The following is a 14,845-nucleotide window of genomic DNA, read 5'->3' as shown; positions in this document are numbered from 1 at the left end:
TTACTATGACACTTGTCATTAACAATAATTCACTCAGCATAGCCTTCATTTATTTTGAAGCTGCTTTGCCAACTTTACATATTGCACTTAATTGCAACAATAAACCAACACTTAACATGGTAGTTAGCATGTCCATCACACTGTGGTAGTTCAAAAACCACATCAGGCATAGATAAGTAAGGTAAGCCAACCAAGAAACTAAGCGTTGTTTTGGCAAAAACCAATGAATAGCCAGCTGCAGACTAAATGCAACAGCGGTATGGGTGCTGTAATCTAAGGCAAAACGCGGCCACCATTGCCAGTAGTTATCAGCAAACATCAACGAATAGCTAATCAAAATACTCAGCAATAAAAAACCACTAATTTGCTTAAGCTGCTGCCGAGAGTCACTGCCATCAAAAAGTTGCCATCCCAGCCAAAGCAGCACAACCACTTGCAGGGGCGTGTATAGATCAGCCAATAAGGCTAAAAGTTGGTTTAACAAAAAATACTCCTAGTGCACCAAGCAAGCTGACAAACTTATACCAATCACACTAAGTACGGGATCAGAAATATCGCAGGAAAAATATTCGAGAATAAGGCAGGATTTTTCGATAAGTAGTTATTCTACAATCAAAAATTCTAACGCAGTTATCGAGTATTTTAACCAGATAGAATGAACAGTTACTTAGTACGATTGGTATTACTATTGCTTAGCATTTACATATAGAATGCTTATTCGATAACACGATATTAAAGTAGGTTGCTGCTCAATGTTCAAAAAAAGCGTAGTTTTCTTAACCGTGCTAATGGTTAGTGCTGTTGGAGGTCAATTCTTTAGCCAATACCAATATCAGCGTCAAGTAGAGCAGCTAACCACTAAGCTCAATGAGCAACACGCTTGGTCTTACCATCAAAACCTATTAAGTAAAGACTGGTTCACTCGCCAAGAGCAATGGCAAATAGAGGGTAACTTTGCAGATCTTGGTTTAGAGCCTCAAGCTTTCACCATCATGCTGCAGCATAAAATCAGCTTTTGGCCCTTATGGCTTAGTGGCGAATGGCAAGTGGATGAGCAACAAGGCGACTACCAACAATGGCTGCAAAACAATCAATTAAGCAGTATTCCCCATCTTGGTCAGTGGCAAGCCAACTTACTTAGCCAAAATTTGAAGCAATCGCTAAGTATCGATAGCTTCGAGCACAACTATTCGCAGGTAGACTTAAACTTTCATCCCTTGCTGATTACTTCAAATAGCGACCTAGATTTTGCTAAAGGCACTGCCAGCCTAAACTGGCAAGGGATGGAACTAGACGATAGTTCACAAAATGGCGACCATATTCATCTACAGCAAGTGAGCGCTAGAGAGCAGTTTAGCCAACGCCAAGGTTGGACACTTGTAGAAAGCGCCAACTGGTCAATAGAGCAACTAACCCTTCAGCTAGAGCAAGGCAACACCTTGTTAGATTTGCAAAACTTAGTAGTGAGTAACCAGTTTAGCGAACAGCAACAGCGGGCATTTATGAGCGTAAATAGCTCATTAGAACAATTTAATTTTAAAGAAGCACAACAAAGATTTACCATGAATGAACTTATTTTAACTTCCAAAATCGGCGGCGTTCCAATGCAAAGTTTGATAGCTCTTGCGGGAGCTAATCAACAGCAGCGCTCAGAGCAAGACTTAGATGCCTTGGTGCAAGAGCTTATTTCAGAAGGTATAGAGTGGCAGCTTGAACAATTAGCATTAAAGATTAATTCTAATTTTCAAGATCTTGCCATGGTTGGAGATATAAGCGTCTCGGGCAACGCAAAACTTCTGCCCTTTGAGCTAAATGCCGTAAACAGCCCATTGCAGCTACTCCGCTATTTAGATCTGAATGTAGAGCTAGATGCCAATGATAGCTTGTTTAACTACAGCCCCTTATCGGCTTATATTATGGCGCTACGTAGCGCGGGTTATTTAATTCATCAAGGTGGCCGAGACCAGAGTAAGCTCATATTTAATGACAGCGAATTTACAATGAATAGCCTACCGGTGAACTAATACGGACTTAACCAAGCAAACACAGCCAGCCTATTGATTTTTCACACCTAGCCCTGAACTCTTAGCAAAAAAAACGGCGCACTAGGCGCCGTATAAACAGGGATTAGAAAAAAACACACTTGTGTACTGCACTACTGTTGCTGCTGTTTCTTCAACTGCTCCATAAAATGGGATTGCGCTTTTGAAGATCCGGCACGCTCTGCCTCCTCAACTAGGTTTAAGGCCCTAGAGAGGTCATTCTTTTCTACCGCTTTGCTAATCTGCTCAAGATAGAAGTTCTCAGTATCGCTGAGCATCTCTTCTTTAGTTTGGCTAGCCACTACTGCTGTAGTTGCTGCCGCGGCAGTGCTCGCTGACTCAGCTTTTACTGGTGCTGGCTCAACGGGCGTAACATTCTGTTGGCTTGTGCTTGCTGGTGTAGTAACAAAAGACGAACTAAACAACACGTCAGCAAAGCGAATATCTAAGTTACCAATAGGCGAATGCTTAGAGTAATATTTAAAGGTAGCTGGTAATCCCCCGCCCGTTTTTTCTTCATAAACAGTTTTAGGGTCAATCAATTCGGTTCTTCCAGCAAAGTCAGTTGCCTTGCTATAAACCAGCAAGTAACGAGCACGCTTAGCTTGCTCTGGCAGCAATTCCTGTTTCATGCTGAGGAAGCCTTCCGCATTTAAGGCACTATCTTCAACTCGAAGCACTTCTTTTAGTCTTTCATCATAGAAAATAACCGTAGGTACAAATACCGTTCTGCCGACAATGCTATCTAAGTAAAAAGTAAACTGGGTAATGTTTTCAGGAATTAACAATGCTGCGGTGTAAGAGTTTCCTTCAGGAAAACGCACTACCGGTGATTTTTCAGTAACATCAATCCGATTTGTTCTATCTAAGGCTAATAACTGGTATTGCAGTTGCGAAGGAAGTAATGGTGAAACATTATTTGACTGCAGATTGGCAGCAATTTTTGCCTCATCTACATATTGGGTGTTCCAAGTGCGAAACGGGTCAGTGACTTCAAAAGGCTTCTCATCACTAGAGCTTGAACAGCCGCTAGCTAATATACAGCCCACAATAACCGTTAATACTTTTTTCAAATTTCCACCTCTTAATGGTGGGCGCTAAACGCTTAGCGCCCACTCCTTGGTTGAGTACCTAATAAACTGTACTCAGCTTAGCTCGGCTTACCACCAAGCTTCAACCATGGCACCAATTTTTGTTAAGTCATACTTAGGCTGGTCATCTGTTTTAATCTCACCCGTTACCGCGTAGAAGCGAACTACCGGACGAGACCACATGAAGTGACCCACTTGGAAGTTTTGAGACAAAGTAACTTTCCACGCATCACTACCTTTACCATCTTGCTCAGTAGCTTGGAAACCAGCTTCTACAGCAGTGGCCATGAACTCATTCCAGTGGTGTTGTGGACGAACCGCAACGCTGTACTCATTGTTTTCTTTAAAGTTACAGGCTTGACGGCCATCTTCACACTCAATGCGTAACCAGTTGGCGTTGTATTCCATAGCAGTCATTTCGCCGAAGTTAACTGCGCCATCTAAAAATACACCGTAGCTGTCTGCGTTAACATCACGAACATTCGACCAGTTGTGACCCGCTGAATTAGAGATGGTTAAAGCAGCAGCATCCGTCTCGTAACGACCGGCTAGTTGGAACCAACCATTGCTTAAACCTTGACGGTAAGAAGCAAAGAACTGGTGAGCAGAATCATTGTCATAAGCATCTTTTTCTGCACCGGTAGCAAAGGCATAGTTATAGCGGAACTTCAACGCACCTTGCTCACCAACTTTGATGTCGTGCCAGTTAAGCATTAACTGGTTCACTTGGCCGTCAGCAGTGTTGGGATCGCCAGCACCAGAACCCGCTTGAGTCCAACCTAGGTCTAATTGGCCTACACCAACGTTTAGATTATCAACACCAGCACCCGAACCATCGGCACTCATCATGAAGTAATCACTTAAGCCGCCTTGCTCACGACCGTAGAAGCGTTTACCCGCCCATACGTAAGCATCTGGTTGAGAAGCAAAGATACCTTTACCGCCACCGTAGAACTGAGCTAGACCAATGGTATCGCCCCAAGTTGGCGAGTAACCAGGAGTGTTTAACATTACATTCATGTCAAACTGCGCGTCACCATTCTCAAAACCTTGAGAAAGCATGAACTCCATCCAGTTACCTTCGTTACCTAGACGGCCAACACCATTAATTACACCGTAATCACCTTTGATAATTCTGATTTCATCGTCAGAAGTTTCTTGAGCATAACGGCCGTAACCAGAGAAATTAGGGGTACCAGCGAATGAGCTGAGTGAGGTTGCCGCAGACGCGACTGCAATTGCAATTGTAAGCGCTTTCATTTTCATTTTGTTCAACTCCGTGTGAATCTTGAAATTTTATTGGAAGCTTTTTTTATATATGGCCAACTAGCCATGGTTTAGCAGTATAGAGCTCAAAATAAGATAAATAAGTGACCTTCATCACTAATGAAAACGCTTGCAAATAGCGGCGATCACAAAATATACAAATTTCATACATTCTGTTTCATGAAATATTCTCGAAATCCACATCATTTCAAGAAAGCACTTACACGCATAAGGCTTTGTATTAAAAGTAAAAAATAACCTAGAGATAAAGGCATGAAACAGTCATGAAACAGTCATGAAACAAATGATGTTTTTTCACATCCAGAAGTTCATTACAAAAAACGAACTATGTGAAGCGTATCAAAATTTTTTTTCTAAGGGATCGTTTATACATTTCTACAGGCTGCCATGAAGCTAAACAAGCGGCTTTAGCTGGGCATTTCATGGCATACCTTTATTTTTATTGAAGTTTTAAGTTCATGAACTTTGTGAGAAAACATGAAACAAATGTGAGCGCCCACTTTTTTCCATAAGAGATCCGAGCAGTAAGCCGGCGCTTGCTGAGTGGCGTTAACTAAGAGACAACTCAACTAATGTTTTTTTTGGTTAAGCAAATGTACCAATGCCATTCGTAAATACTTTCACACGAGAAACCGCCTTCCACACGCAAGCCTTGAGGCCCCAAAAAACCTAGCTCACAGCCCGTTTTTAGGTATGAGAAATCAACATTATCTAAGGAAAAATGACAGCTTCTTTCATGGCTTTCCTATTACGAAATCTTTTATTGAAGCGGATCACTTTTTCGAATTGAGGTGCTAAACAAGCAAAGCTCAACTGTTAATATGCCATGTGAAAGCGCTTACACATCAAGGTATTTAGAGAGGTTGAACCAATGTTGCATCGTTACACCGCCCAATCCAGTTATCACGGCCAAGTTAAGCACTTGATGAGCCCAGGGTTAGCGGATGAGTTTATTCAACCTTGGTACGTTCCTTTAAGTACTACGCCTGCAGATACTGGTATTGCCTTAGGTGGCATAGGCAGTGCTTATACCTTTACGCCAGCGGGTACAACGCCTTTATTACATATGCTGCCCGGCCTACATTTAAGCGACCAACAGCGTGATAGCCTGCGTTTGGAAGACTTCTACTTAAGCCAAACCGAGGCCGACCAACAACAGCTGATTATTGTTAACCTCAGCGATTTTCAACAAAAGCAAAAATTCTTTACCTTAAGTAAAGCTAAACAAACACCGCTATTTACCGTCGACATGAGTGTAGAGGAGCAGCTAACCATTCTTCAGCAGCTGCTCGATGAACCAGAGTTTTATCAGTGGAATGCCGAAAATTTACAGCGTTGGAAAGTAGAGTTATCCAGCAAGACTCAACAACTGATTGCAGCGGCTAATCACGGCACGCAGCTAAACATTAGCTGGTTATTGGATTTTTACGATGGTGCCTTAGGCCTGCAGCAACAATCACAGCAGGCCTTAATTGGCGATTGGGAGTCAGATCAATACAACGGTGTAGCGGCTTGGCCTTGTGAACAAATAGACTACAGCGCACTGTATCCGGTGGCTAAACAACAGTTTAGCGGCCAACAAGCGATTCAAGTGAGCAAATATCACTACAGCCCAGTTATTCCAAACCATGAAGATTGGGCAGCGTTACCAATAAGCTATACCCGAGTGGTATTACACAATAGCAGCGACCAGCGACAAAGCTTTAGCCTAGTGAGATGCCTAGAGAACCTTTCTGGTTTTCAGGCAATTAAACAGCGCCCCGGGGTTCAAGATGCGGCATGTAGTTTGGTAAGAGCAGCCAATGCTCAGCAAGCCCATGCCACCAGCTGGCAAACAGAAGACAACCATCACTACGCCATAGAAATGAGCGGTAAAGCTAGCCCTGGCGTGGACTTTGATGGCCAAAGCTGTATCTCGGTATCGGCGCCAACGCAGTGTTGCGTGAGTGCAAAACCTTATTTTTATAGCGACACCAGTGCCCAACAGATTGCCGGTGCACTCGCCAGTGGCCGCTTTGCGCAGGCGGTTGACCGTGGCATTTATAGCGGGCGCGAACTAAGCTCAAGCGCCTTATGTGTTAGCGGCGAGCTAGCCCCAGGCGAAAGTGTTGAGATCTTATTCTCGCTGGTTCTCGACTTCCCGCATATTCAATTACCCGGCTTAAGCAGCCAGAAAAAGTACCGCCAGTTCTACCCTGAGTCACAAGGCCGCGCCTTAGCCATATGTAAGCACGCCATTGAAATAGAACCACAAGTGCAAGCAGCCCTAGCGACGGTTAATCAACAATTAATGCCCGATGCATGCTTGGATTCTCTGCCCATGTCCACCAGCGGCAAGGCCGAAACCCGCACGCTAGCGCTAAACACCTTGTCATTTTTGGCTGAAGCTACAGTGTGGGATGAACAAGATCGATTCTTAGTACGAGAGTGTGCTGACTATCCATTTTTCAATTCCTTAGATGTTTACTTTTACGGTTCATTCTCGCTGTTACAGTGCTTCCCACGCTTAGATGGGGCAGTAATGCGCCACTTCTCACAGGCAGTATTAGCGGAAAACAACATTGTTCGCCGCCACCACGAGTATGTAGGCCTGCCGCATGCGGACCTACCCAATAGCAAAACTGAAGGTCCTCGCGCAGTGCGCGGCGCGGTGATTCATGATCTCGGCAGCCCCTTTGATGCTAAACCCGATGCCTATGATTGGCACAACGTTAAAGAGTGGAAAGATTTAGCCCCTAAATACATCTTAATGCTATTGCGCCATCACCGCTTTCACGGCGATAAGGCTTTGCTGCAAGATTGCTGGGAAGCCTGCCAAGCAGCCATGCATTACCTACAAGCAATGGTTGAGCCTGGGCAATGTTTCCCATTAACGCGTGGCACCGACGACACCTTTGATAACCTGTCTTCACACGGTATTTCGGTATATTGCGGTTCATTGTGGATAGCCAGCTTAGAAGCTTACGCCTGCATTGCAGAACTGCTAAACAAAGCCAGTATTCCACAAGAATACCGCTACCTTGCCAGTCGCGCTCGTAAGCAATTTCAGGCTAGTTTATGGGATGAAAAAGCCGGTTACTTCCACTTTTATGTTACACCTTTGCAAATTGGTGACATAAAAGAAAACCAGCGCGAGCAACTGATAACCAGCTTACTCAACAGTCCATTTTCTCAGCAGTTAAAGCTAAAGCCAGACAGTTGCTCTGTGGAACTGGTGGAAGCGCTTAACCGCTGGTTATCTACTCCTGAACTGTTAGAACTTGGTGAGCTAACAACAAGCGTTGAGCGCTTGTGGGCTAAGTACCGTAGTAGCCAAATTTGGCCGATTGACGCCGAAAATCCGAAATTATGCCGCCAACTTCGTAAATTGGCGCTAGTTGCCTTGGGCGATTTTTGGCAACCCTCATGGTTAGATAAGCTAAGCCTAGACAGTGACGACAGCTTTGCCGATCAGTTGTTGGCCGATAGCTACTGCCGGATGTTGCAATTGCCCGCCGTCTCTAGCGAACAGCAACAACGCCGCGCCCTAGAGTACGTTTATAAACACAACTACCGAATAAACAGCGCGCGAGTGGGAGCAGCCAATTTAGTTAGCCGCTACGGCGAGACTAAAGAGTGGGATAATTTTCAGGCTCACGATGTGTGGATTGGGGTGCAATACTCTTTGGTAAACGCCATGGCCGCCTTGGGCATGCAACAGCAAGCGGCGGATTTACTCAGCGCCTGCTACCGAAACTTGTACCTAGATGCTCGCGTTCCTTTTGCAGCACCAGAGGGCTTTAACGCCAGTTGCCGCTTTGACGCCAAGCAGTTTGCCCAGCTAGATGAGCCGGCAGCAGTCGAGCTTAGCAAAGCGCTTATCGAGTTCGGTTTACTCTATGCCGATGGCCGAATCGCGGCTGATATTCCACGCCAGCTCAGCGAATTTAAGCTGCGCAGTGCCGCTGTGTGTCAACAATTTCAGTTAGACAGCCAAACGCTGTTTTACGCCCTTCACCATACCGGATTGAAGTACACCGCTGGTCGTTACTTCCGCCCTGGAATGATCTTTTCACTGCCTTTGGTTAGCTCAACAACCAAATCTGAACAGCATTCAGCTTAATAATTTGAGGTAAATATGAACAAGCAATACGGTTACTTCGATGACCAAAACAAAGAATACGTTCTAACTACGCCAAAAACGCCGATAAAATGGGCGAACTACGTAGGAACTTTAGACTTTGGTGGCTTAATTGATACCACTGGTGGCACCGTAGTATGTAAGCAAGATCCGGCGTTAAACCGTATCACTAAGTATATTGCTCAGCTGCCTCAGTCTGAGTTCAAAGGCTCAACCATTTACATACGTCGTAAAACTGAGCAGGGCTATCAGCTGTTTTCTCCGTTTTATACCCCGTGTTTAGAAGCCTTGGACAAGTTTGAGTGTCGCGTAGGTTTGTCTTACACCCGCTGGGTTGTGGAAGCACAAGGCCTACAAATTGATGTAAAAATCTTTGTACCACAAGGCTCTAGCACCTTATTACAAGACATTAAGGTGACTAACATTAGCCAGCAAACGCAAGCTGTAGATGTAGCGCCGGTGTATGAATTCACCCACTTCGATGCATTAAAGCAGCTGGTGAACGCCGACTGGGTTCCACAAACCATGACCTTGAAAGCGCACGCTGAAGACAGCGGCCATGTAGTGTTAGAACAATACGCCTATATGAAACGCGATAGCGCAGTGAACTACCTAAGCTGTAACCGCCCTGTTGATTCATGGGAAGGTGATCGCCGGGCATTTTTAGGCGACAACGAATTTGGTTCTTGGTCTAAGCCTTTGTCGTTACAAGAAGAAAGCTTAAGTAATTCTGAGTGTGACCGCGGCGATAACGTGGGCGCATTGTTGGTTAAACTGGGCGAACTGGCACCAGGGCAAACAGAGCGAGTAATCACTCAACTTGGCCAAGTGCCTAGCTTGCAAGAAGCCGAAGCAGATATTGCTTTATACCGCAATGAACAAGCCGTTGATCAAGCATTTGCTGAGCTAAGCGGCTTTTGGGAAAACTACCTTGATGTAATGCAGGTAGACACCCCAGACAACGCCATGAACTCTATGCTAAACGTGCACAATCCACGTCAATGTCATACCACTAAAAACTGGTCACGCTACTTGTCGCTTTACCAGCTGGGTTATGGCGCTCGTGGTATTGGCTTCCGCGATTCCTCGCAAGATTTAATTGGCGTAATGGCGCATATGCCGCAAGAAGCGCGCGAATTTGCTGAGCGCTTGCTGTCGGTACAGCTGGAAAATGGTTCAGCCATGCACCAATACTTCCCACTCACCATGGAAGCCAACGAAGGTGACTCTCGTGAAGAGCCCGATTGCCCAGATTACTACGGTGATGACCACTTATGGATTGTGCTTACCGTTGCGCAATACCTAAAAGAAACTGGCGATTTAGCCTTCTTAGACAAACCGATTACTTACTACAGCAAAACCTTAGAGCTAGCCGATCGCAGCCAAGGCAGTGTTTATGAACACCTACTAAAATCCATTGATTTTACTTGGAATAATATTGGTGAACATGGCCTACCACTATTAGGTTTTGCCGACTGGAATGACACGGTTAACCTACCAAGTGGCGCGGAGTCTTTATTTGTTGCCAACCTATTTGGTAAGGCGCTTAAAGAGCTAATCGACATTGCTACAGCCATCGACGATAAAGCTAACCTTGAATTGCTAAATGGCTACTACCAAGAAATGAAGCAACGGGTTAATCAACATGCCTGGGATGGTGAATGGTGGGTACGCTACTTTACCAATGAAGGCGAGCCTATTGGCTCTCATAAAAACCAGCATGGTAGCTTGTATACCAATGGCCAATCTTGGCCGGTGATTTCAGGCTTTGCCGAAGGCGACCGCATGTTGGCCGGCTTGGATGCAGTGAATCACAAACTCAATACCAAGTACGGCATTATGCTATCGGGTCCTGGCTACAACGGCTTTGATCCTCAGCTTGGTGGGGTAAGTACTTACCCACCTGGAGCAAAAGAAAATGGCGGCATTTTCCTACACTCTAACCCTTGGGTAATGATGGCTGAAACCATTGCTGGCAACGGTGACCGAGCCTTTGAATACTACAACCAAATTAACCCGGCTTTCCATAACGACAACTTGGATGTGTTCCAATCAGAACCTTACTGTTACCCACAAAACATACTAGGTGCAGAACACAAGCAATTTGGTATGGGGCGCAATGCTTGGTTATCTGGTACCTCAGCTTGGACTTATGTGGCGGGTACCCAATACATACTAGGTATTAAACCAACCCTAGCAGGCTTAGAAGTTGACCCATGTATTCCAAAAGCGTGGCCAAGCTTTAGCGTGAAACGTCGCTACCGTGGCGCCCAGTACAATATCACTGTGAGTAACCCTCAAGGTGTTAGCTCAGGCGTAGCAAGCATTAAAGTTAACGGTGAAGCAATTAGCGGTAAGGTGCTTCCGGTATTTAACGATGGTGAACATCAAGTAGAAGTCGTGCTAGGCTAAGCCTCGCAACAAACACAAAAAAGCCAGCGTAATGCTGGCTTTTTTATTTTGTGTCATAGCTTAGAGAATACTAAGGCTTAGCTAAAGACTCTTGGGTTTCACCATCAAACAGGTGCACAAAGGTGGCATCTAAAAAAATGTCTAATGCACTGGGTAATTTGCTGTGCTCAGCCGGTGCTTCAATAATAATGCTTTGCCCACCGAACTCTGCTTTAACATGCATAGTAGCCCCCAGTAATTCACTGTCGGTGAAAGTAGCCTTAGCAGCAATCACATGGCTAGGCTCTAGCTGCTTTTCATGCAAATGAATATCGTTAGGACGAATGCCCAAGGTTAGCTCTTGGCCTTCTTGCAATTTTCCAACAAACTTCTCAGGAGCTTTAATCTCTTGGCCTGCTAACTCCAGTAGCCACTCACCCTGCACCTGCTTGGCCTTAGCTGGAATCATATTCATCGACGGAGAGCCGATAAAACCAGCAACAAATTGGTTTGTTGGCTGGGTAAATACTTGGTAAGGCGTGCCGATTTGTGCGGTAACCCCTTTATTCATTACCACAATGCGATCAGCAAGGGTCATTGCCTCTACTTGGTCGTGAGTCACGTACAAGGTGGTGACGCCCAACTTATTGTGCATATCTTTTATTTCTGCACGCATTTTGCCGCGCAATTTAGCGTCTAGATTGGACAGCGGTTCATCAAACAAAAACAGCTTAGGCGTGCGCACCATGGCGCGCCCCATCGCTACCCTCTGACGCTGACCGCCAGACAACTGTTTGGGTTTACGATTAAGGTAATCCGTTAGCTGCAGCATCTCGACGGCCCACTCTACCGATTTCTTAATCTCTTCTTTCTTAACTCCTTGAACCTTAAGCGCAAAGGCAATGTTCTCGTACACAGTCATATGCGGGTAAAGCGCGTAGCTTTGGAATACCATGGCTAAATCGCGATCCTTCGGGTCAACATCATTCAGGCACTTATCGCCCATTTTGATTTGACCCGAAGTGATGGTTTCCAAGCCGGCCACCATCCTTAAGATGGTTGACTTACCACAACCCGACGCACCGAGTAATACAACAAATTCACCATCACTCATCTCTATGTCGAAACCTTTTACGATTTCGACCTTACCGTAGCTCTTACGAAGATCTTTAAATGACAGTGACGCCATAATTATGCTCCTGCGCGTTGTTTTAGAAACTGCTGAAAGTAAGTCGCACTTTGTTTAGGTATCCGTTGCTGGGTTTCGTAATCTACATAGACGATGCCAAAACGCTTTTCGTAACCAAAGGCCCACTCGAAGTTATCCATTAAGCTCCAAGCAAAATAACCTTTTAGCTCAACCCCTTGCTCAATGGCATCGGCCAGAGCGTTAAGGTGCGACTGGTAGTAATCACAGCGTTGCTGGTCAATAACCTTGCCATCCTCTATGGTATCTGCACCGGCCATACCATTTTCGGTAATAAAAATTGGTGGCAGTGCATAACGCTCGTTTAGCTTAGTCAGCAAGTCTGTTAAGGCTTGTGGACATACTTCCCAGCCCATGTCGGTGCGCTCTACGCCCTCTAAGATCACCTGTTTAGGGCCATTATCGGTGGCTTTAATCACATGGCGGGTATAGTAGTTGATGCCCAAGTAATCGATGGGCTGTTTTATTAGCTCTAAATCACCCGGCAGAATGGTTGGCCACCAAAGCGGCTGCTGTTGGCGAATAGCCTCAGGGTATTGTCCTTCGATGATTGGCTGCAAAAACCAGTGAATGCCTTGCTGTTCATCAAAATCGGCAGCTAATACATCTGCTGCATTGTTCGGATCTGCAGGGTAAGCAGGCGTGAAATTAAGCACGATGCCGTGCTCAGCATTTGGCGCATTTTCACGCATCTTAGACAGAGCTAAACCATGTGCTAGCAGAATATGGTGGGCAGCCTGAAAACCAAACTTATCTTCGGTTAAACCTGGCGCATGTTGGCCAAAGCGGTAACCTAAAAAGGCACTACATAAGGGCTCATTAAACGTGGCATAGCTATAAACATCATCACCAAGTGCTTTGGTCATGATGTCGGCAAATTCGGCGAATTTATATGCTGTTTCACGACTTAACCAACCACCTCGGTCTTCGAGATATTGAGGTAAATCCCAGTGATACAGGGTAACAAATGGCTTAATGCCCAGCTGTTTAAGTTTAGCAATGAGCTGTTGGTAAAAGGCGATGCCCTTATCATTTACCTGGCCTTCTACCGGCATAATCCGAGGCCAAGCAATCGATAAGCGATAAGCGTCTACGCCAAGCTCTGCAATCATTTCCAAATCATCTTCCCAACGGTGGTAATGATCGCAAGCTACGGTGCCATCATCCCCGTTGGCTACTTTTCCTGGGGTCGCACAAAAGCGATCCCATATAGATTCGCAGCGCTCATCTTCTTGGTTAGCACCTTCAATTTGGAAGGCAGCGGTTGCTACACCAAAAATAAAATCAGAACGGCGAAACGGAGACGACTTTGGAAAATCAAAAGACATACAACAACCTCAAACTGTGCCCAATGGGCCGCATGTTACATATATTATGGGATTAAAAAGACGACCAGTTTTCACTGGCGATCGATGTTAGCTATAAACTTGTAGAAGCCTATAGCTAACACCAAGCAAGGAGTCGTTTAATGCTGGGGGGGAATAATCACATTCAAACTCCTTACATATAGATATGCTTATTAACTAACTGGTGGGGCGGTAGATTCACGCACAATAAGCGAGGGCTCTAACTGCACACCGTTTACTAAATTTTTGTCGGCTAAATTTTGCAGCACCATATTGGCAGCAATAGTGCCCATTTCTTCAATCGGGAAACGAATGGTGGTGAGCTTTGGTCGCAAGTAGCGCGAGTAAAACATATCATCGTAGCCCACCACTGAAATGCGCTCTGCCGGAGATTCGTTATCTTGCGACAGAATGTCATAAACACTAATAGCGATGTTATCGTTGCCACACACCACACCAGTAAAATCGATACCACGCTGAAACAGCTTAGCCGCCGCTTTGGTACCACCATCTTCTTGATACAAACCTTCAACAATAAGTTGAGGATCGTATTCTATGCCCGCTTCACTCAGCGCATTTCGATAACCTTGTAGACGCTCTCGAGCATCAAAGTGCACTAATGGACCGGTAATCGATGCAATACGAGTATGGCCTAAATCAATTAAATGCTTGGTGGCCAAATAGCCACCCAACTCGTTGTTCAAATAAATACAACGGTGCGCTAGTTCTGGCACATAACGGTTTAATACAAATACATTCGGGTTACGGGTGCACAGCTCAATCAGTTCGTCATCGCTCATGGCTTGAACCACCAGCAATATGGCATCAACACGGCGCGAATTAAGAAAACGAATCGCTTCACGCTCTTGCTCAATATTGTCGTGCCCACTAGTGGCAATAAGGTGCTGACCTTCTTTACGCAATACCGATTCGATACTGTGCATCATCGGACCAAAAAATGGGCCCGATAAGGTACCTACTACAATCCCAACACTGTAAGAACGGTTGGTAGCCAGAGCCTGCGCAAAAGAGTTAGGTTGATAACCCAATTTGTCCATAGCGGCCATAACTCGCTCGCGATTAACATCGGAAACCTTGTTATTACCGTTCATTACTCTGGATACGGTTGCTTGCGAAACACCCGCTAGATCAGAGACTTCCTTGATTGTTGCCATTATTACTATAGCCTCTCTGTATTTGTAAGCGCTCTCACACAAAACCTTTCTGGGCACAGTCAGATTTTAAGTTTATCCGTGAAAGCGCTTTCTCTTAATATGACCGATTAAAGTCATTTGTGTCAATTGCCTTTATAGGCAGCAAATCTGATATGTGAGCCGCCGCAAAGTTTCGATTTTATTGAT

9 protein-coding genes are annotated in these 14,845 nt (G+C 45.2%); 3 read left to right on the top strand and 6 right to left on the bottom strand.

Annotation, left to right across the window (positions count from 1 at the left end):
- Positions 1 to 49 precede the first annotated feature (49 nt).
- Positions 50 to 484 (bottom strand): hypothetical protein, encoded by a 435-nt coding sequence (locus K5609_RS01115; protein WP_221075615.1) that lies wholly within the window; start codon positions 482 to 484, stop codon positions 50 to 52.
- A gap of 268 nt (positions 485 to 752) precedes the next feature.
- Here K5609_RS01115 and K5609_RS01110 point away from each other — a divergent pair, with 268 nt between their 5' ends.
- A complete protein-coding gene (locus K5609_RS01110; protein WP_221075614.1) occupies positions 753 to 2,024 on the top strand; it encodes a YdgA family protein in 1,272 nt (423 codons plus the stop codon).
- Positions 2,025 to 2,155: 131 nt separating this feature from the next.
- On the opposite strand, the gene K5609_RS01105 is transcribed toward K5609_RS01110, so the two are convergent.
- Both K5609_RS01105 and K5609_RS01100 read right to left on the bottom strand, forming a co-directional pair.
- Positions 2,156 to 3,115, bottom strand: a complete 960-nt coding sequence (locus tag K5609_RS01105) for a MalM family protein (RefSeq protein WP_221075613.1) — start codon at positions 3,113 to 3,115, stop codon at positions 2,156 to 2,158.
- An 87-nt stretch (positions 3,116 to 3,202) separates the two neighbouring features.
- Positions 3,203 to 4,399 carry a carbohydrate porin gene (locus K5609_RS01100; RefSeq protein ID WP_221075612.1) on the bottom strand — a complete coding sequence of 399 codons (1,197 nt, stop codon included), beginning with the start codon at positions 4,397 to 4,399 and terminating at the stop codon, positions 3,203 to 3,205.
- 892 nt (positions 4,400 to 5,291) lie between these two features.
- On the opposite strand from K5609_RS01100, the gene K5609_RS01095 reads away from it, so the two are divergent.
- The gene (locus tag K5609_RS01095; RefSeq protein WP_221075611.1) at positions 5,292 to 8,522 is read left to right on the top strand and encodes a GH116 family glycosyl hydrolase; all 3,231 of its coding nucleotides are present in this window, start codon (positions 5,292 to 5,294) and stop codon (positions 8,520 to 8,522) included.
- Between the two features lie 15 nt (positions 8,523 to 8,537).
- Positions 8,538 to 10,952: a glycoside hydrolase family 94 protein gene (locus K5609_RS01090; protein ID WP_221075610.1), complete on the top strand. Its 2,415-nt coding sequence runs from the start codon at positions 8,538 to 8,540 to the stop codon at positions 10,950 to 10,952.
- Between the two features lie 70 nt (positions 10,953 to 11,022).
- Here the strand turns inward: K5609_RS01090 and K5609_RS01085 are convergent, their stop codons facing one another.
- The 3 genes from K5609_RS01085 to K5609_RS01075 form a co-directional block, all read right to left on the bottom strand.
- The gene (locus tag K5609_RS01085; protein ID WP_221075609.1) at positions 11,023 to 12,120 is read right to left on the bottom strand and encodes an ABC transporter ATP-binding protein; all 1,098 of its coding nucleotides are present in this window, start codon (positions 12,118 to 12,120) and stop codon (positions 11,023 to 11,025) included.
- A gap of 2 nt (positions 12,121 to 12,122) precedes the next feature.
- A complete protein-coding gene (locus K5609_RS01080) occupies positions 12,123 to 13,466 on the bottom strand; it encodes a GH1 family beta-glucosidase (RefSeq protein WP_221075608.1) in 1,344 nt (447 codons plus the stop codon).
- A gap of 191 nt (positions 13,467 to 13,657) precedes the next feature.
- Complete coding sequence (locus K5609_RS01075) at positions 13,658 to 14,659, bottom strand: LacI family DNA-binding transcriptional regulator (protein ID WP_221075607.1); 1,002 nt, start codon at positions 14,657 to 14,659, stop codon at positions 13,658 to 13,660.
- Between the last annotated feature and the right edge of the window lie 186 nt (positions 14,660 to 14,845).

The sequence above is a fragment of the Agarivorans aestuarii genome, from assembly GCF_019670125.1.
GTDB classification, from domain to species: Bacteria; Pseudomonadota; Gammaproteobacteria; order Enterobacterales; family Celerinatantimonadaceae; genus Agarivorans; species Agarivorans aestuarii.
This window is presented reverse-complemented; position numbering and strand designations above follow the sequence as displayed.